The sequence below is a fragment of the Winogradskyella helgolandensis genome (genome assembly GCF_013404085.1).
In the GTDB taxonomy this organism is placed as follows: domain Bacteria; phylum Bacteroidota; class Bacteroidia; order Flavobacteriales; family Flavobacteriaceae; genus Winogradskyella; species Winogradskyella helgolandensis.
Window position 1 is genome coordinate 475,196 of record NZ_JABFHO010000001.1, and the last position, 21,286, is coordinate 496,481.

Consider the following 21,286-nt stretch of genomic DNA (forward strand, 5'->3'; position numbering starts at 1 on the left):
TTAAACATTCGATTAACCGCTAAATTAAATAATACCCTACTTTTACACCATTATTTTAAGCTTGTTTTAACGATAAAATATTTTTAGCTTAAAACAGTTATTATTCTACATGAAAATTGCTATTTCCGTTCTACTAATGCTATCCGCTTTTTTGGGGTTTTCCCAAGAGCAGAATAGTAATTATATACAAAAGAAAATGGCGGTTACGGATTCTATTCAAATTGACTCTGTGAGTATTAATCCTTCCAGGTTTACCATACGAACAAAAGAGAACAAAATCATAGATTCTACGTTGTATACTGTTGATTTTGGAAAAGCATTATTACGTTTTAAATCCCCTACCGAAATAGATACTATTCAAATAGGCTATTTACGTTATCCGGATTTCTTAACCAAAGTATACAGACAGTTAGATGATGCAGTTATTATTGAAAGATCATCGGAATTTGAGCAACTCTACCAATTTCAAAATACTACATCTAAAAACACATTCACTCCATTTGATGGCTTAACGACTTCTGGAAGTATTTCGAGAGGAGTTACTATTGGAAACAATCAAAATTCAGTTCTAAATAGTGAACTCGATTTACAGATTTCAGGAAAACTGAGTGATAAGGTGTCGTTAAGAGCCTCTATACAAGATGCTAATATTCCATTACAAGAAAGTGGCTATTCCCAACGATTAGACGAATTTGACCAAGTTTTTATTGAATTGTTCAGCGACGATTGGAATATACGTGCAGGAGACATCGACTTAGAGAATACTAAAAGTTATTTCGCTAATTTTTCAAAACGCGTACAAGGCTTATTGGTGAATGTCAATTTAAGCGACAAAACATCGGTTTTTGCTTCAGGCGCTTTAGTGCGTGGTCAATTTACAACTACACAATTTACAGCTCAAGAAGGGAACCAAGGCCCTTATAAATTAACAGGTTCAAATAACGAATTATACGTGCTGGTAGTTTCTGGTAGTGAGACTGTTTACGTCAATGGCGTACCTTTAGAACAAGGAGAAAACAACGACTACATCATAGATTATAATGCTGGAGAAATTATTTTCAATTCTACGTTTCCTATTACTTCCGAAATGCGAATTACGGTAGATTATCAATTTAGCGAACGTAATTATTCGCGATTTACGGTTTATGGTGGTGCAAATTACACAACTGAAACTTTAAAATTGAATGTGTCCATTTACTCTGAAAGCGATGCCAAGAATCAGCCATTACAACAAAACCTTTCTACTGAACAAACACAAATATTAGCAGATGCTGGTGATGACCAAGATTTAATGGTGGCTCCATCAGCAACACAAACAACCTATTCTGAAAATCGAATTTTATATCGAAAAGAACTCTTTGGAGCAGAAGAAATATTTGTGTTTTCTAACAACGCTGAAGACGAATTATACAGTGTTCGCTTTACCTTAGTTGGAGAAAACCAGGGAAATTATATCTTAAGCAATTCAAATGCCATCAATAATATTTATGAATATGTCTCACCAATTGCAGGCATACCTCAAGGAAACTATGAACCTATCACTCAATTAGTAGCACCAGAACGTTTGCAAATTGCCGTTGTTAATGGGCAATATACTCCATCTAAAAAAACAGATATCTTTTTTGAATTAGCAGGAAGTAAAAAGGACAATAATTTATTTTCCGATTTAGACGATGCTAATAATGATGGCTATGCTGGTAAATTTACTTTAAAACAGAGCCTAATTAAATCGGATAGTCTTTGGAATTTATCAGCATTAGTTGATGCAGATTTTATTCAAAAGGATTTTGAGACTATTCAAAGATTGTACAGAGCTGAATTCACTAGAGATTGGAACTTGGACAGTTCAGAAGACACAAACCAAGAAGACATTAACTATGAAAATCAATTGTTATTTACCACAGGATTACGCTTATCACATTCCAAAAAAGGACTTGCAACATATAATTTTGAGCATTTAAACTATTCTGAAAACTTTAATGGCAATAGACATATCATCACCACCAATTTACGCTTAGGTGATTTTACTGTTTTTTCTAACTCTAGTTTTTTAAATAGTGAAAGCACCATCAATCGTTCTGCATTTTTACGATCTTTTAACCGTGTCGTTTACGGTAAAGACAATAGATGGGCTGGTGCAAAATTCTCAACTGAAGACAATGAACAACGCGAAATTACAAGTGATGAATTAACCTCTTTAAGTCAAAAATTTAAAGCTTACGAAGCTTTTGTTGGTATTGGAGATAGCACTAAAGTTTATGCAGAAGTTGGTTATATTAAACGTTATAATGATAGTTTACGCAACAATAATTTAGAGCGCGTTAACAGTTCTAATACTTATTATTTGAAATCGCGATTAATTCAAAATAAAAACACAACGCTTCAATTATTTTTGAATTATAGAGATTTAAAATCGGAAGATAGTAGCGTAGAAGATGAGCAAAGTTTGAATAGCCGTTTAAATTTTAACCAAAAATTATTTAACAATCTTGTTTTATGGAACACTAGTTTTGAAACCAATTCAGGAAGTTTAGCGCAACAAGATTTTACGTATGTTGAGGTTGAAGCTGGACAAGGAGCCTATACTTGGATAGATTACAACGAGAACGGCATACAAGAATTAGACGAATTTGAAACTGCACAATTTGCAGACCAAGGCAGTTATATTAGAGTTTTATTACCTAATCAGGTTTTCGTACAAACACATCAAAACAGATTTGGACAAACGGTAACTGTAAATCCTCAAACATGGAGTGTTTCTGAAAATAAAACGAAACAATTTTGGTCACATTTCTATGACCAAGCGTCATTTATTGTAGATAGTAAAACCTTTAAAGACGGTAATTCTTTTAATCTGAATCCTTTTGAAGCTTTAAAAGACGATTTAGATACTGAAAATTATGTGTCTCTAAATTATAGCATCAGGAATGTTCTATTTTTTAACAGAGGAAAACAACACTACACTACCTCTTACACCTTTTTAAGTAATAAGAGTAGAAATTTACTCACTACAGGGTTTCAGCAAAATAAAACCAATAGTCATCAGCTTAATTTTAATCATAAGTTCAATATGAATTGGTTAGTTAATTCCTTAGCTAGCATAGGAACAAAAGATAGTAAAAGCGAGAATTTCACAAGCCAAAATTACACCATTGACGAATATCAAATTAAACCAAAATTGAGCTATTTATTCAATGAAAATGCAAAATTTGATATCTTTTACCAATACACTTCAAAAGAAAACACCAAAGCAAGTTTTGAATCCTTAGCGCAAAACAATTATGGACTATCCTTCACTTACAACAATGCACAAAAAATTGCTTTGACAGGTGAATTCAACTATTTCAAAAATGAGTTTGAAGGTAATTCTAATTCTCCTGTAGCTTACCAAATGCTCGAAGGTTTACAACCAGGAAAAAACTTTACATGGAGCTTATTAGCACAAAAGAAATTAACCAAATACTTAGACTTAAATCTCAATTATTTTGGTCGAAAATCCGAAACTTCCAAAATGATCCATACAGGAACGGTACAATTAAAGGCTTATTTCTAAAACATAAAAAAATTGTTTTATACGGCTTCATAATTTGTATAAAGCCGTTAAAAATGGTATTATGTCCAGATACCAACAAAACACATTAATGAAAGACTTTGTAATCATAGGAGCCGCACAAGCAGGCCTTTCTATGGCTTATTTTCTTAAACAAAAGCAGAAAGATTTTTTAATCATTGACAGAGAGGAAGACGTAGGCGCGTCTTGGCTTAACCGTTGGGATTCTTTAAAATTATTTACACCTACTGAGTTTAATCATTTAATAGGAATGCCGTTTCCTGCACCAAAAGGCCATTATCCAGACAAGTACGAAGTCACAAATTATTTTAAACAGTATGCCGAAACCTTTCAATTTCCGATTCAACTAAATACATTAGCTGAACATATTGAAAAAAAGAACGACCATTTTATCATAAAAACGAGTCAACAGGATATCACTTGTAAACAGGTCATCATCGCTACAGGACCATTTCATATTCCATACACACCAACATTCCACAAAAACCTTTCAGACACCATATATCAAGTTCATAGCAATTATTATAAAACGCCAGACCAATTACAAAAAGGACCAACTTTAGTTGTTGGTGGTGGAGATAGCGGATTTCAGATTTTAGACGAAATTTCTAAAAACACTTCAGAAACCACCTATTTTTCTGGAAGTACTGACATTAGAACTCTTCCTCAAGAAATCCTCGGTAAAACATTATGGTGGTGGTTTACAATCACTGGATTTTTAAGTTTTAGTAAAAAATCATGGATTGGTAAAAAGATTAATCAATCTAAGCAACCTATCATCGGAACAGATGTAAAAACTATTATAAAACGTGATAATGTAAAAGTTGTTGGACACACACTTAATGCAGAAACTGAACGTATAAAAACAGCAACAGTAGAACTTACAGACGTAAAAAACATTGTTTGGGCAACCGGTTATAAACCAAATTTTAAATGGATAAATAACTTAGAACTTACTGATGATGGCTACCCTAAACACAATAGAGGGATTAGCACTACAAAAGGGCTTTATTTTATTGGTTTACCTTGGTTACACACTCGAGGTTCTGCAACATTGGGAGGTATAAAAAAAGATGCGACTTACTTAGCTAATAAAATTTTGTGACATATTAAATGACTGACATAGAATAAATTCAGTTTCAAATTTGTTTTTAGTACATGTAACCTTTATTACATAACTACATGCAAAAATTTGTATCTTCGTAAACGTTATGAGCAAACTAATAGCTTTTACATATTCACTTTTGATTCTTTTTCAAAGTTTCAATATTGGCTTAGAAGATCTTTCTAAGTTTAGTGCGCTATTGGAACATGCGGACTATCATAAAGAAATGTATGGTGATAATTTCGTTCAATTTTTAGCAGAGCATTATGGTGACGCAAAAGCCGATCACGATAATGAACACAAAGAGCATAAAGACTTACCTTTTAAAGGCGCTCATCATTTCTGTTCTCATATCATCACACCGTTTATAAATACCACTATTACTTACGATTTTACCCAACAGGATTTCATAAAAATCCCTTTCAATTTTCATTACACAGAATCTCATACCAACTTTGAGAAATCATCTGTTTTTCAACCACCCAAGCACGCATAATTCATTTTAGATCTAATCCTATTCCACCTAAATAGGCTTCCATTATTTCTTAATTTTTTTGAATTATGTTAGAACACATTATAAAGTTCAGCTTAAAAAATAAGCTGATTATCACCCTGTTTACAGCATTTATTATTGGTTTCGGAATCCTTTCCCTAACTCAAATTCCTATTGGAGCTGTGCCAGATATTACCAATAACCAAGTACAAGTTATTACAACATCGCGTAATTTATCTACGCAAGATGTTGAACAATTCATTACCTATCCTGTAGAACTGGAAATGGCCAATCTACCTGGAGTGGAAGAAATCCGTTCCGTATCTAAATTTGGCCTTTCTGTAGTTACTATTGTTTTTGAGGATGATATGGGCACCTTTCTTCCAAGACAATTGATTGCCGAGAAAATAAAATCGGCATCAGAGAAAATTCCTGAAGGATTTGGAGCACCAGAAATGGGACCAATCACAACAGGTTTAGGTGAGATTTACCAATACATTTTAGATGTAAAACCAGGTTATGAAGATCAATATTCAGCAACCGATTTAAGAACAATTCAAGATTGGATTGTAAAGCGTCAACTTTCTGGAATTCCCGGAGTTGTTGAAGTGAATACTTGGGGAGGATTTCTAAAGCAATATGAAGTTGCTATTAATCCCAACAAGCTAAATGCCATGAATATTTCGATTTCCGAAATTTATGAGGCACTAGAAAAAAACAACAGTGTTGCTGGAGGTGGTTATATCGAAAAAAACGATAAATCCTTCTTTATTAGAGGTGAAGGTTTGGTAAAAACCTTAGATGATATTGAAACTATTGTAGTTAAAAACACCACCACACCAATCTACATTAAAGATGTCGCCAAAGTTGGTTTTGGAAGTGCGACACGCTTTGGAGCTATTACAGGAAATGGTGAAGGGGAAAAAGTTTTAGGACAGATAATGATGATTAAAGACGGTAACTCTAAAGCCATTATCAATGCGGTAAAAAAACGTGTAGAATCCATACAATCTACATTGCCAGAAGGTGTGTATATCAATGGTTTTTTAGAACGTAGTGAACTCATTAACAAGACGACATTTACAGTTTCTGAGAACTTAATTCTTGGTTCGCTCATCGTCATTTTTGTGGTGGTTTTATTACTTGGAAATCTACGCTCTGGTTTGGTGGTCGTTTCTGTGATTCCGTTAAGTTTATTATTCGCCATTTCTATGATGAATGTGTTTGGCGTTGATGCTAATTTAATGAGTTTAGGAGCCATTGATTTCGGAATTATTATTGATGGTGCTGTTATTATTGTAGAGTTTATTGCTTTTCGAATTATTTCAGAGAATGACAAACTAAAAACACTCAATAAAGCAGAAAAACAGAGCGAAATTGATGCCATTACGCTAAAAAGCGCTTCAAAAATGATGAATTCAGCCATTTTCGGGCAATTAATCATTTTAATTGTTTTCATTCCAATCTTAGCTTTAAGTGGAGTTGAAGGCAAAATGTTTAGACCTATGGCATTAACGTTTAGTTTTGCTCTAATTGGTGCGATGATTTTGTGCTTAACCTATGTTCCTGTTGTGTCTTCCTTATTTCTAAAACCGCATAAACCCTCTTCAAAAAATGTTTCGGTACGCTTCATGAATTTTATAAACAAAATTTATCAGCCCATTATCAATTGGTCTTTGACGCATAAAAAAATCGTGATTTTAATGTCTACAATTTTGTTAGCGACAAGCGTTTTCATATTTAGTACAATGGGAGGTGAATTTGTACCGACTTTAGATGAAGGAGATTTTGTCATTCAACCTGTTCTCAAAACAGGAACGTCTTTAGGAAAAACGATTGAAATCACGACAAAAATTGAACAGATTCTACTCGATAACTTTCCTGAAGTAGACCAAGTGGTTACAAGAATTGGTGCCGCAGAAGTCCCAACCGACCCCATGTCTATGGAGGAAAGCGACGTCATTATTAAACTAAAACCTAAAAAAGAATGGGTTTCAGCAGCAAGCAAAGATGAGTTAGCCGATAAATTTAAAGAAGCACTCTCTATAATCCCAGGTATGGACGTTGAATTTACGCAACCTATAGAAATGCGCTTTAATGAACTGATTACAGGAGTTAGAGCCGATGTTGCCATTAAGATTTTTGGAGATGATTTATCCATTTTAGCCCAAAAAGCAGATGAAGTTAAAACCTTAGTTGAAAATGTTAAAGGGGCTTCAGATATCATAGTAGAAAAAGTGGAAGGTTTACCACAAATGAGCGTCGTTTTTAATCGCCAAAAAATAGCCCGTTATGGTCTCAATATTTCAGATATAAATAATTTGATTTCAATGGGATTTGCAGGCGGCACAGTAGGTAATGTGTTTGAAGGAGAAAAACGGTTTGATTTAGTGATGCGTTTAGATGAATCGAGTAGAAAAAATTTGGCCAGCCTTCAAAACCTATATGTAGATGTGCCTAACGGAAACAAAATTCCATTAAGCGAATTAGCGGATATCACCTATACAGAAGGACCTGCTAAAATTTCTAGAGACGATACTAAACGACGCATTGTGGTTGGTATTAATGTTAGAAATCGGGATTTAGAATCGGTAGTAAATGACGTCAGATCCATTCTTGATACACAATTAAAACTTCCTGTTGGTTATACGATTACTTATGGTGGTCAATTTGAAAATTTACAAAGCGCCAAAGACCGGTTATTGGTAGTTGTGCCTATTGCATTGGCATTAATTTTTGTGCTATTATATTTTGCTTTTGGTTCAGTAAAAGAAGCCTTAATTGTCTATTCGGCAATTCCTCTCGCTGCAGTTGGAGGAGTTTTATTATTGTGGTTTCGTGATTTGCCATTTAGCATTTCAGCAGGAGTTGGTTTTATTGCGCTTTTTGGAATTGCAGTGCTAAATGGTATTGTATTAATTGAACATTTTAAAGCCTTGCAAGAAGCGCATTCAGAAGAAGACATTGAAGCACTCGTAAAACGAGGTACAACAGAACGTTTAAGACCCGTATTATTAACTGCTATGGCAGCTGCATTAGGATTTTTGCCAATGGCAATTTCAACAAACGCAGGTGCTGAAGTGCAACGACCACTAGCAACAGTAGTTATTGGCGGCTTATTTACTGCAACCATTTTAACTTTAGTGGTTTTACCGGTTTTATATACTTGGTTTATAAATAAATCGACTTTAAAAATGAATAAAACAGCAATTACTATCATAATTGGTTTTCTATTTATGTGGAATGGCCATGCGCAATCTAAGCTTACGGCTGAGCAAACTTTAGATTTAGCCATAGAAAACAACGCAAGTTTAAAAGCATCCAATTTACAAATTGAAAAAAGCCGTGCTTTTGTTGGAAGTGCTTTTAGTTTTGATAAGACCGAGATCTATTACAATTACGACGAGAGCAATGTAGCTAATAATGCGCCTTTAAAAGTGTTTGGAGTGTCTCAAGATTTTAAATTTCCAACGATTTATTTTGCCGAAAAGAAGGTAAATACAGCCATGGTTAATTTGCAAGAATCTAAGTACAACATACAATTTCAAAAGATTAAAAAGAAAGTATATGCTAGCTATTACCAACTGCGTTATGCAAAACAGAAAGCGAAAGCCTATCAGTTTTTAGATAGTTTGTATCAAGATTTTGCTCAAAAATCGGCACGGTGTTTTGAACTTGGTGAAACCAATTATTTAGAAACTATTACCGCCGAGTCTAAACAAAAACAACTTGAAACCTTGTATAAACAAGCGTTACAAGATGTAGAATTTTCAAAAGAGCAATTGATAGCTATTGTACAAGTAGATACTTTGGAAATTGTAGATCAAGATTTAGAAAAATTGGAATTGAACAATCCATCACTTCAAAATAATTCTGGTTTACTTTACTTTGAAAACGCTAAAAATTATCAAAACGCACTTTCTAAATCTGAAAAGCAGAATTTATTACCAGACCTTAATTTTGAATATTTTCAAGGTACCAACGACCAACTAAATACAAATCTAAAAGGATATCAATTCGGCATAAAAATACCGTTACTATTCTTCGGAAATTCTTCAAAAATTAAAGCATCTAAAATTGCTAAAGACATAATTGAAGAACAAAAACAAGAGTATGAAATACAGTTAAATGCCAAATACAAATCGCTTTTAACCACACTAAACAAATACAACGAAGCTGTAAATTATTACGACACCCAAGGCAAACGTTTAAAAGATGAAATTATAAAAACAGCTAACCGAACCTTTAAAGAAGGAGAGATTGACTTTTTTCAATACATCCAAAGTCTCGAAACGGCAAAAGACATTGAGTTATCTTATCTAGATAATTTAAACGCTTACAACCAAACCGTTATTACTATTAATCACCTTATTTTAAATATTTATTAAAGATGAAACACCTATATATAATACTATTCGCAATGCTTTTTGTAGGCTGCGGAAATGATAAACACAATGAACCTACGGCTTTAGAAACAGAGGAAGACCATAGGGATGAAATTACCATCACACAAGCACAATTTGAAAGTGAAAATATGGCTTTTGGGAATTTAGCTGAATTCGATTTTAACGAAGGCATTAAAGTCAACGGAATGATTGATGTACCACCACAAAACAAATCTAGTATTTCAACTTTTATTGGTGGTTACATTACTAAAACACCTTTATTAATTGGTGATGAAGTAAAAAAGGGACAGCTTTTAGTCACGCTTCAAAATCCTGAGTATGTTGAAATTCAACAAAACTACTTAGAAGTCGCAGAACAATTAAATTACCTAAAATCAGAATTTAACCGACAAAAAACCTTGTTTGAAGAACAAATAACATCAGAAAAGAATTACCTAAAAGCAGAAAGTACCTATAAAAGTAACTTAGCACATTACAACGGCCTACGTAAAAATCTACAGATGATGAATATTAGCCCAAAGCGTGTAGAACAAGGCACTATTTCATCGCGTATTAATTTATATGCACCAATTGACGGATTTGTAACTAAAGTAAATGTGAGTAACGGCACCTATGTGTCACCAAGCGATATCATTTTAGAAATTGTAGACACAGATCATGTGCATTTGGAATTATCGGTTTTTGAAAAGGATATCATGGCTGTTAAAAAAGGGCAAAAAATACGATTTAAAATTCCAGAAGCATCAGATGAAACTTTTGACGCAGAAGTGCATTTGGTTGGTACAACCATTGATGGAGCGAGTAGACGTGTCCAAGTTCATGGGCATGTAGATAATGAAGAAGACCATTTTATTGTTGGCATGTTTGTAGAAGCTGAAATTATTACGGAAAGTACAAAACGAATCGGTTTACCAAAAGAAGCAATTATTAATTTAGAAGATGGTGATTATGTTCTGGTTTTTGACGCGGAAGACAACCATAAAATTCATCTGAAAAAAGTTAAAATAACCACAGGAAAAGAAACTGAAGATATCCTAGAAATTTTAAATTCAGAAACTCTAAAAGACAAACAAATCTTAGTAAAAGGCATTGGCATGTTACTTAGTAACAGTGAAGGAGGCCATGATCATTAACATAAGACGTTATAGCTTTGTCTAAATTTATTTATGATAAACAAAACACCCAAACGTTATAAAGTTTGGGTGTTTCTGGTTTTATTGAAGATTCCTGCTTTCTTAGGAATTTATAATTACATTTTTTGAAGCCAATGCTTCACATCAACCTCAGCTTTAATGATATCTTTTAAATCTTCAATTTTTACTCGTTTTTGTTCCATCGTATCTCTATGACGAATCGTTACTGAGTTATCTTCTAAAGTATCGTGATCTACCGTGATACAAAATGGTGTTCCGTTTGCATCTTGTCTTCTATAACGTCTTCCAACGGCATCTTTTTCATCGTAAGTAACGTTGAAATCCCATTTTAAATCGTCAACAATTTGTTTTGCAATTTCTGGTAAACCATCTTTTTTCACCAATGGTAAAATCGCTGCTTTTGTAGGCGCTAATACTGCTGGTAATTTTAAAACCGTTCTGGTAGTATTGTTATCTAATTCCTCTTCAACTAAACCAGTTGAAAATACCGCTAAGAACATACGATCTAAACCGATAGACGTTTCTAAAACGTAAGGTGTATAGCTTTCTTTATCTTCATGATCAAAATACTGCAATTTTTTACCAGAAAATTCTTCGTGTTGTTTTAAATCGAAATCTGTACGCGAATGAATCCCTTCCAATTCTTTAAAGCCAAATGGGAATTTGAATTCGATATCTGTAGCAGCATCTGCGTAGTGTGCTAATTTTTCATGGTCGTGAAAACGGTAATTTTCTTCTCCCATTCCAAGAGAAAGATGCCATTTCATACGTGTTTCTTTCCAATATTCAAACCATTCTTTTTGTGTGCCTGGCTTAATGAAAAATTGCATTTCCATTTGTTCAAACTCACGCATTCTAAAAATGAATTGTCTCGCAACGATTTCATTTCTAAAGGCTTTTCCGGTTTGTGCAATTCCAAAAGGAATCTTCATACGTCCTGTTTTCTGAACGTTTAAGAAATTCACAAAAATACCTTGCGCGGTTTCTGGTCTCAAATATAAGTCCATTGCAGATTCTGCAGAAGCACCAAGTTTAGTTCCAAACATTAAGTTGAATTGCTTAACGTCGGTCCAATTACGACTTCCTGCAACAGGACAAGCGATTTCCAATTCTTCAATCAAAGCTTTTACATCGGCTAAATCTTCTTTTTCTAAAGACTGCCCTAAACGTTTTAAAATTGAATCTATTTTTTCTTGATAACCAACAACACGTCCGTTAGTAGAAATAAATTCTTCTTTATTAAAAGCATCTCCAAAGCGTTTTTCAGCTTTTTTAACTTCCTTTTCAATTTTAGCTTCAATTTTAGCACAATAATCTTCTACTAAAACATCAGCTCTATAACGTTTTTTAGAATCCTTATTATCAATTAAAGGATCGCTAAATGCATCAACGTGACCTGAAGCCTTCCAAGTTGTTGGATGCATAAATATTGCAGCATCTAAACCTACAATATTGTCATTCATTTGTACCATGGCTCTCCACCAATAGTCTCTAATATTTTTCTTTAATTCTACTCCATTTTGAGCATAATCGTATACTGCGCTAAGTCCATCGTAGATTTCACTACTCTGAAATACGTAACCATACTCCTTTGCGTGAGAGATTACTTTTTTAAATTGATCTTCGTTTGCCATAATACTGCAAAAATAGAAAACCGCTCTGATTTACAGAGCGGTTTTTCAAAAATTATATTGTTTATTATTTCTATTGTTTATTTTAGATTAAGACTTGTACTTCCTAGCTTAACATTTTCATGAAAAACATTAATAAAATAGTGTCCTTTTAATAAGGGCTGATCATCTTTACCGGTAACTACAGCTGTACATATTTCTAAATTTTCATTCTCGTAATTTATGATTTCCTTAAAGCTATAGTTTAACGAAGTAGCTCCAAAAATCACTTCACCTTTATCTGATATGACATTGCCTTGTGGGCTTACAATTTGAATGTAAATATCTTTATCCCCTTCTAAAGCTAATGGATTCTCATTCAATGTAATACAAACATCAATAGCATTAGCACGCTTTGCACGATCTGTAACTCGTTTTTTGCCCGACTTTAATTTATATGCCTTAACATTAATATTACTAGCTTTTAAAATAGCTGCATTATCGATTGTTTTATATAGCGAATCGTTAACTTCTTCTAAGTCAATGATCTTAATAGTGTTATTCTTTATAGTATTTAGAGCATAACGCTTTTCATTCTGCAATTTTTTATTCGCAGAATTTAAAGAGTCTATCGTACTTAGCAATACTTTGCTCTTAGATTTTAAAACAACAAGCTGACCTTTAAACTTGGTAACTATAGATAAATCACTATTTAATAAACGTAATGAATCTAAAGCATTACTAGTTTCTAATTTTGCAGCTTGAAGCTGAGATGTCATAAAATTATAGTCTTGGCTTAGCTCTTCATAACTTGATAATAGTTCTGATAATTCAGTTTCTATCAAAACTTTTTCTTGTTTTAAGAAGTCTTCGTAAGATTCAATGGATTTATATTTATTAAAACTATAAACTCCTAAAACAGTTAAAACGACTAATAAAGAACTAATAATTAATCTATAATTAAATAGCTGAGGGTTAACTATCATTATTAATTTTATTAATTTAATGCGAAATTAGAGTTAATTGAAGTCTAATTTTATTTTAATCGACTAAATGATGAAAAACTTGTTAAACTTGTTCTTTCCTAAGGTTTGTGAAGCCTGCAATAACGTTTTAGCCGATAATGAAATGGTTTTATGTACGACCTGTAGACATCATTTGCCTGTGACCAACTTTCATTTTGACAATGCTGAAGATGTTAAAAAAATTGTTTATGGACGTGTGAAATTAGAAAATGCAACAGCATTATTACATTTTTCTAAAAAAGGAATTGTGCAGCAAATTCTTCATAATTTAAAATATAGAGGGCATGAGGATATTGGCGAATTCTTTGGCAAATGGTTTGGATCGGAATTAGCAACTGTTGAGGCTTACAAAAATATCGACGTTGTTATACCTGTTCCTTTGTATAAATCTAAATTGAGAAAACGTGGCTATAATCAAGTGGCAAAATTTGGAAAAGAGATTGTAAAATCATTAAATGCCGACTACAACGACACGGTTTTAATTAAAATAAAATCGACCAAAACACAAGTCTTTAAAGGGCGCTTAACACGTTGGAATGATGATAGAGCCATATTTGATATTTCCGAAAACAAATCCTTAACCGGAAAACATATTTTATTAGTAGACGATATCATTACAACCGGTTCAACGGTTGAAGCTTGTGCTACTGTTTTGTTAAAAATTAATAATATTAAGTTAAGTCTTGCAACGATGGCAATTGCAGATTGATTTTTTCGTTTCTAAATAAATTATATTGTTTCTTTGTGCTAAATTATTTTGAGTAGATGCGTTTATCATTACTACGAGTTTTAAGTCTGATTTTAATTGCAATAAGCATTGCTAGTTGCGCCAATCGTGGGACTCCTACTGGAGGAGAAAAAGATATTTTACCACCAGAAATTACTAAATCTGTTCCTGAAAATTTTTCAACTAATTTTAAAGGCGATGAAATTAGAATTTATTTTAATGAATACGTTAAAATAAAAGACCTTAGAAAACAACTTATTGTTTCACCTCCTATGGATACAGATCCTGTTGTAACTCCAGCAAGTGGTGCAAGTGAATATATTTCAATAAAAATAATTGATACCCTAGAAGCCAATACAACTTACGCGTTCAATTTTGGTGAAAGTATTGTAGATAATAATGAAGGTAATCCTTATCCATATTATCGCTATGTGTTTTCTACAGGAAATAGTATAGATTCTTTATCTGTTAAAGGTTATGTTGTAGATGCACTAAAAGAAGAGCCAGACACATTTATTTCGGTGATGTTATACGAAGTTGATTCTACTTATACAGACTCTATTATTTATAAGAAAAAACCAAGATATATTACTAATACACTGGATAGTGTTACAACGTTTAGTATTGATAATATTAAAGCAGGAAAATATAAATTAATTGCTTTAAAGGATAAAAATTCAAACTATTTGTTCAACCAAAAAAATGACAAAATAGGTTTTAAAGAAGATTTTATTACGGTGCCAACGGATGACTCTTATGAACTTAAACTTTTTAACGAAGAGGTAAATTACAAAGCCGTTAAGCCATCACAAGATGGTGAAACACGACTTATTTTTCCATACGAAGGTGATTATGAAGCCATGCGAATTAAACTGCTTGGAGATGCACCTGAAGGTTACAAATCTCGAATTGTTAAATCTCCCACAACAGACACCTTATACTATTGGTATAAGCCAAAATTTGAAATTGATACCACATTCTTTATCGTAACCAACAACAAACAAATTGACACTTTTAAACACCGTTTTAGAACCATAAAAGGAGATTCTTTAACCCTTAAACCTGTAGCACAAGGTATATTGAATTTTAATGAAGATTTTACGATGGAATCCAATATACCATTAGTTAAAATTGACACCACAAAGATTAGAATCATAGACAAAGATTCTTTAGCTATACCTTTAAAAGTGGAATACGATTCTATTTTTAATACTTACAAATTTCCAATTGACAAACAAGAAGATCAGAAATACAGCTTCACCATGCTTCCAGGTACATTTACCGATTTCTATGATGGCACTAATATAGACACCTTAAATTATTCTATTAAAACCAAAATGAAATCTGAATATGGAAATATAAGAGTGAATATCAGAAATGCTAAATTCCCTTTAATTATTCAACTCGTTAGTGAAAAAGGTGATGTATTGTATGAACGCTACGCTAAAGATTCTCCTATTGTAGATTTTAGAAATTTAGTCCCTAGAAAATATAAACTGCGTGCTATTTTTGACACTAACGGAAACGGAAAATATGATACTGGAAATTTCTTATTAGGCATTCAACCAGAACGTGTTAGTTACTCAGAACCTATAGAAGAGGTGCGCTCTAATTTTGATTTTGTTGAAGAGTTTACTCTTTTAGATTAAAGTCGTCTCTATCATTTAAAAAATTTAATTTTTCACGGTATTTTGTAATCTCCTCTTTTTCTAAAACCACAATTGCAGTAGCATCTTGGTTTTCGGTTAAGTTATCCATTCTATTTCCTAAAACATCGTAGGCTGCCGAATGCCCAGAATATTCATGATTATTACCATCTAAACCTACTCTATTTACGCCAATACAATACGTCATATTTTCAATGGCTCTTGCTTTTAATAAGGCATCCCAAGCATTGACACGTACTTTAGGCCAATTAGCAACATAGATTAAAAGGTCGTAGTCTTCAGTATTTCTCGCCCAAACAGGAAAACGTAGGTCGTAGCAAACCAACGGACAAATTTTCCAACCTTTATAATTGAAAATTACTTTTTCAGTTCCAGCTGTATAAACCTTGTGTTCACCCGCTAAAGTAAACGTATGACGTTTATCGTAGGTTGTAATTGCACCAGATGGCTCAACACAAACCATACGATTATAAAAATTGTTATTTTCAGAAATCACAAGGCTTCCCATAATTACAGCTTGCATTTCGTTTGCTTTCTCCTTTAGCCATACTATTGTATTTCCTTCCATAGTTTCAGCTACAGAAGACGGATTCATTGTAAAACCAGACGTAAACATTTCCGGTAAAACAATAAGATCAACGTTAGCTATAATAGCGTCAATTTTATCACTTAGTAAACGTCTGTTTTCTTCCGGATTTTCCCAGACCAATTCAGTTTGAATGATAGCAACTCTTAATTCTTTATTCATAGCTTAAAATTACAAATTTGATTTCAAAAAGAGGTACAAAAAAAAGCAATCTAGTAAGAAAACACTAAAACGCGTTTTCTTACTAGATTGCTTTAATAACTTAAGGCTAAATTCTATTTATAATTTACTTTTAGCTTTTGATACTTTTTCAGTAAGCTTCTCTATCTTATCCATCCACTTATTTTCATCAACAGGAGACAATTTACCTTTTCTTTTTAGCTTCTCATATTTCTTTTGCCCCTTATCCAATTTCTCTTCAGCCTTTACTAGGTTAGATTTTAGCTTTTCTTGTTTTTCTAATGCTTTCTCTGCCTTTTTTTGTGCTTTCTCCGCTTTCTTCTGCGCTTTTTCAGCATCTTCTTTTTCGTCTTCTAACTTTTTTGCGGCTTTCTCCTTTTCCTTTACGGCCTTTTCTTCTTCTTTTTTAAGCTTTACAGCTGCTTTTTCAGATTTTTCGGCTTCCGCCTTAGCTTGTTCTGCTTCTAATTTTGCTTTGGCTTCAACTTCTTTAGCTTTTGCTGCTTCCAATTTTGCTGCTGCTTCTGCTTTAATTTTTTCTGTAATCAAAGCTGCCTCTTTAAAAATAACTGCTTTTTCTTCTAGACTTAAAGTGGATGTCACATCTTGTCCTTCTAAAAAGATTTTCTCACTTTTAACCTCATAGATTTTCCCTTCTTTGGTTACTTGTTGTGCAAAGCTAGTAAGCGACACACTTAAGAATAATAAGATAATATAATATTTCATGATATAAATTTTATGTTCATTATTAAGACACAGAAATGTATAAGAAGTAACTTAAATTTTAGTTAAAATTTCTGAAGCTTTAACTAAAGTTTCATCTGTCTTAGCAAAACAGAACCGTAACACTTTATCATCCTTATTGTTATCATTAAAAACCGAAAGTGGAATGGCAGCAATTTTAAACTCTTTAGTTAAGCGTTTTGCAAAATCTACATCATACGCATCTGTGATTTCAGAATAATCTAACACTTGAAAATAGGTGCCTTGTGAAGGTTGAAACTTAAATCTCGATTCTGAAATTAAACTTAAAAACAAATCGCGTTTCCTTTGAAAAAAAGCATTTAAGCCTAGATATGTTTCTGAATCTTGCATATAATCTGCAATGCCTTTTTGTGATGGATGATTTACAGAAAACACATTAAATTGGTGTACTTTTCTGAATTCAGACATTAAAATTTCTGGTGCACAGCAATATCCAATTTTCCAACCTGTGTTATGGAAAGTTTTCCCGAAGGAAGCTGTTATAAAACTCCGCTGTTTTAAATCGTCGAACAAACACGCACTTTGGTGTTGTGCTTCATCAAAAATAATATGCTCGTAAACCTCATCACTCAGCACAATAATATCGGTATTTTGAGTCAATTTTTGAAGTTGAAGCATATCGTCCTTAGACCAAATGGTGCCACTAGGATTATGTGGAGAATTGATAATAATTAGTTTCGTTTTATTCGAAATTTTTGAAGTTACCAAATCCCAATTCACACTATAATTAGGTGCGGACAATTGAATAGGAATTATTTTCCCTCCATTGATTTCAACTGCTGGCTCGTAACAATCGTAAGCGGGTTTAAATATAATAACCTCGTCATTTTGTCTTATAAATGTTGAAATAACCGTATAAATGGCTTGAGTTGCTCCTGCTGTTACTGTGATTTCCTTTTCAGGATGATAGGTGCTTTTATAGAGTAATTTGTATTTATGAGCAATCGCTAAACGCAACTCTAAATTACCAGCCATTGGTGCATATTGGTTATACCCATTGTTCATAGCATTAGTCACCAAATCATTCAACTTTTGAGAACTTGGATAATTTGGAAACCCTTGCGACAAGTTAATCGCATTATACTCATTAGCCAAAGCACTCATTACTGTGAATATTGTGGTGCCAACGTAAGGTAATTTTGATTTGATTTTCATAAAAAAGTAGTCTTTATATCCGAAAACATTAAAGATATAAAACAAGCTTTTCTATCTTTACAAAAACTAATAAATTATTAACTATGCGCTTTTTAAAAATTCTTTTTCTTTTCATTGTTTTTCAAGCTTCCGCTCAACAAGGTGGTATGTGGATTCCTTCGCTTTTAGAAGGAATGAACGAAGATGAAATGCAAAGTTTGGGCAGTAAATTAACAGCTCAAGATATTTATGATGTTAACAATTCGAGTTTAAAAGATGCCATTGGTCATTTTAATGGTGGCTGTACAAGTGAAGTTATTTCAGACCAAGGATTGATTCTTACGAATCACCATTGTGGCTATAGTCAAATTCAATCGCATTCATCTTTAGAAAACGATTATTTAAAAGATGGTTTTTGGGCCATGAATAAAGAAGACGAATTGCCTAACAACGGTTTATTTATTGAATTTATTGTGAGTATTCACGATGTTTCAGATGTAGTTTTAGCAGGTATTACAGAATCTATGACCGAAAAGGAAAAGCAATCTCAAATTTCAAAAAACAGTAATGCCGCTCTAAAAACTTGGCCAAAAGAATCATGGCAAGACGTTAAAACAAAGGCATTTTATGAAGGGAATCAATATTTCCTTTTTGTCACAGAACGTTTTGATGATATTCGTTTGGTTGGCGCTCCACCGAGTAGCATTGGTAAGTTTGGAAGCGACACAGACAACTGGGTTTTCCCTAGACATACTGGTGATTTTTCGTTATTCAGAATTTATGCAGATGCTAATAACAGACCTGCACCATATAGCAAGGACAACAAACCTTATACTCCAAAGCATTTTCTTCCTATCTCTTTAGATGGTGTTGAAGAAGGTGATTTTACTATGGTTTTTGGTTTCCCTGGAACGACTAGCGAATATTTACCAGCAGTTGCTATAGAACATATTACAAAAGAATTTAATCCAACAAATATCGCCATCAGAGAAGCAGCTTTGAAAGTCATTGATCAAAAAATGAAAGAGAGCGATGAAGTAAGAATCAAATACGCTTCTAAACAAGCACGAATTGCTAACGCATGGAAAAAATGGATTGGTGAAAACTTAGGAATTGAAAAAAGTAATGCAGTTGAAAAACGCAAAGCATTTGAAGCAACGTTCACCAAAGCCCTAAAAGAAAAAGGCTTAGAAGACAAATATGGAAATATACTTTCGGAATTTGACCAACTTTATAAAGATTTTGCACCAATAAATATTAAACGTAGAAACTTTATTGAAGTCTTTTTAACCACCAATGAATTAATGCAAATGACCTTTAGAGCTTACCAAGTGGAACAAGCTTTAATTGACAATCCAGAAATTCTTGAAAGAGGAAAAACGATATTAACTGGTCAGTTGCAAGGTATTCATAAAAATTATGATGTAGATTTAGATAAAGGAGTATATCTAAACGTAATGCCTTTATATGGTAAAAAAGTTGACGCTTCTATTTATGATAACACGGCATTTACCAATCTAGAATCGGCTTTAGAATTATTAGAAGGTGATGCTGAAACAGTCATCAAAAATCTTAATAACGATGCTGCTTATGTGTATGCAAAACCAATCATCGCTGAATTTTTCGATACTATTAACACTGAATACGAAGAAAAAAATGCAACAATTACGGCTTTACAAACGCAATATATGACTGCATTAATGGAAGCGTTACCTAACGAACGTTATTTTCCTGATGCTAACAGTACACTTCGTGTTACTTACGGACAAGTGAGAGGGTATTCACCTAGAGATGCCGTTTATTATAGTCCTGTGAGTTATTTAGATGGTGTGATTGAAAAGTATATTCCTGGTGATTACGAATTTGATGTACCTCAAAAACTAATCGATTTATACGAAGCTAAAGATTACGGCCAGTATGCAGATAGCAACGGAAAAGTACCAGTTTGCTTTTTAGGAACCAACCACACTACAGGTGGAAACTCTGGAAGTCCTGCTATTGATGCACACGGAAATTTAGTCGGATTAAACTTCGACAGAGTTTGGGAAGGCACTATGAGTGACATGAATTACGACCCAGAAATCTGCCGTAATATTATGGTAGATTTACGCTACGTACTTTTCATAGTCGATAAATATGCTGGTGCGAAGCATTTAATTGATGAAATGGAATTGGTACATCCTAAAAAAGATGGTTCTAAGAAAAAGAAGAAAAGAAAGAGTAAAAAGAAGTAAGTAGTATTTAATTGGTAGTCGCCAATACATAAAAAAGTCCTCACAAGTTTTTAGAATTCGTGAGGACTTTTTTGATTTCAGATATGTAATAGAGTTACTTCAATATACTCTTCACAATTTTTAAATGATGACTGGTATGCGCTTCCAAGAATTGAACAACTCTAGATTTATTTATATTCCCAAATAAGGGATGCTTAAAATAAGCGTTATTATCTAAACTAGATATCGTTTTTATCTGCGCTCTCGCTTCTGCTAATTGCAATATAATAGCGTCTTCTTTAATGATTTCGGGTGGTGTAACATATTTTGGCGCTTTTGCTTTTCCTCTTGGAAAGAATCTAAATTTTAATAACAACTTACCAATAAAGCTGAAATTATCCTCATACAACGCTGGATCAGAATTCTGCATCGCTGTCACAACTGCATTAATAACTTTTAAGCTGTGGTCTAAATGCCATGCAACATTCGCTTTTGAAATACTTGTCTTTATAGCTTTACTATTAGGAATTAAACCTTCCATAAGGTCTAATTTATTTTGTAAAACTGTAATATCTACTGAACTCATTTTAGTTATTTATTGAAAGGTAGTTATAATAAAAAAAATCCCAAACACTAATGCTTGGGATTTT

At 33.0% G+C, this 21,286-nt stretch carries 14 protein-coding genes; 8 read left to right on the plus strand and 6 right to left on the minus strand.

Translation table 11 applies throughout. The features are described 5' to 3' along the window. Nucleotides 1-109 precede the first annotated feature (109 nt). The 5 genes from HM992_RS01820 (at nt 110) to HM992_RS01840 (ending at nt 10,708) form a co-directional block, all read left to right on the plus strand. A complete protein-coding gene (locus HM992_RS01820; protein WP_179318445.1) occupies nt 110-3,553 on the plus strand; it encodes a hypothetical protein in 3,444 nt (1,147 codons plus the stop codon). Between the two features lie 88 nt (nt 3,554-3,641). Continuing rightward, nucleotides 3,642-4,676, plus strand: a complete 1,035-nt coding sequence (locus tag HM992_RS01825; RefSeq protein WP_179321014.1) for a flavin-containing monooxygenase — start codon at nt 3,642-3,644, stop codon at nt 4,674-4,676. Between the two features lie 106 nt (nt 4,677-4,782). Next, nucleotides 4,783-5,172, plus strand: a complete 390-nt coding sequence (locus tag HM992_RS01830) for a hypothetical protein (protein ID WP_178986696.1) — start codon at nt 4,783-4,785, stop codon at nt 5,170-5,172. Nucleotides 5,173-5,237: 65 nt separating this feature from the next. Next, a complete protein-coding gene (locus HM992_RS01835; RefSeq protein WP_179318447.1) occupies nt 5,238-9,557 on the plus strand; it encodes a CusA/CzcA family heavy metal efflux RND transporter in 4,320 nt (1,439 codons plus the stop codon). A 2-nt stretch (nt 9,558-9,559) separates the two neighbouring features. Next, nucleotides 9,560-10,708 (plus strand): efflux RND transporter periplasmic adaptor subunit, encoded by a 1,149-nt coding sequence (locus HM992_RS01840; RefSeq protein ID WP_179318449.1) that lies wholly within the window; start codon nt 9,560-9,562, stop codon nt 10,706-10,708. 116 nt (nt 10,709-10,824) lie between these two features. On the opposite strand, the gene HM992_RS01845 is transcribed toward HM992_RS01840, so the two are convergent. Together HM992_RS01845 and HM992_RS01850 are read right to left on the minus strand one after the other, a co-directional pair. Further along, nucleotides 10,825-12,363, minus strand: a complete 1,539-nt coding sequence (locus HM992_RS01845; protein WP_179318451.1) for a glycine--tRNA ligase — start codon at nt 12,361-12,363, stop codon at nt 10,825-10,827. A 77-nt stretch (nt 12,364-12,440) separates the two neighbouring features. Continuing rightward, nucleotides 12,441-13,325: a hypothetical protein gene (locus tag HM992_RS01850; RefSeq protein ID WP_179318453.1), complete on the minus strand. Its 885-nt coding sequence runs from the start codon at nt 13,323-13,325 to the stop codon at nt 12,441-12,443. Between the two features lie 67 nt (nt 13,326-13,392). Between HM992_RS01850 and HM992_RS01855 the strand changes: the two genes are divergently transcribed. After that, entirely contained in the window at nt 13,393-14,073 is a 681-nt protein-coding gene (locus HM992_RS01855) for a ComF family protein (RefSeq protein WP_179318455.1), read from the plus strand. Nucleotides 14,074-14,129: 56 nt separating this feature from the next. Continuing rightward, a complete protein-coding gene (locus HM992_RS01860) occupies nt 14,130-15,740 on the plus strand; it encodes an Ig-like domain-containing protein (protein WP_179318457.1) in 1,611 nt (536 codons plus the stop codon). On the opposite strand, the gene HM992_RS01865 is transcribed toward HM992_RS01860, so the two are convergent. From HM992_RS01865 to HM992_RS01875, 3 genes are all read right to left on the minus strand, one after another. Next, on the minus strand, nt 15,724-16,506 hold the full coding sequence (locus HM992_RS01865) for an amidohydrolase (protein ID WP_179318459.1): 783 nt from the start codon (nt 16,504-16,506) through the stop codon (nt 15,724-15,726). The genes HM992_RS01860 and HM992_RS01865 overlap by 17 nt on opposite strands. A gap of 117 nt (nt 16,507-16,623) precedes the next feature. Then, a complete protein-coding gene (locus HM992_RS01870; protein WP_179318461.1) occupies nt 16,624-17,250 on the minus strand; it encodes a hypothetical protein in 627 nt (208 codons plus the stop codon). A 51-nt stretch (nt 17,251-17,301) separates the two neighbouring features. Continuing rightward, nucleotides 17,302-18,444, minus strand: a complete 1,143-nt coding sequence (locus HM992_RS01875; protein ID WP_179318462.1) for a methionine aminotransferase — start codon at nt 18,442-18,444, stop codon at nt 17,302-17,304. Between the two features lie 83 nt (nt 18,445-18,527). On the opposite strand from HM992_RS01875, the gene HM992_RS01880 reads away from it, so the two are divergent. Then, complete coding sequence (locus tag HM992_RS01880) at nt 18,528-20,657, plus strand: S46 family peptidase (protein WP_179318464.1); 2,130 nt, start codon at nt 18,528-18,530, stop codon at nt 20,655-20,657. Nucleotides 20,658-20,751: 94 nt separating this feature from the next. Here HM992_RS01880 and HM992_RS01885 read toward each other — a convergent pair whose 3' ends face one another. Further along, nucleotides 20,752-21,222 (minus strand): DUF1569 domain-containing protein, encoded by a 471-nt coding sequence (locus HM992_RS01885; protein WP_179318466.1) that lies wholly within the window; start codon nt 21,220-21,222, stop codon nt 20,752-20,754. Nucleotides 21,223-21,286: the final 64 nt, after the last annotated feature.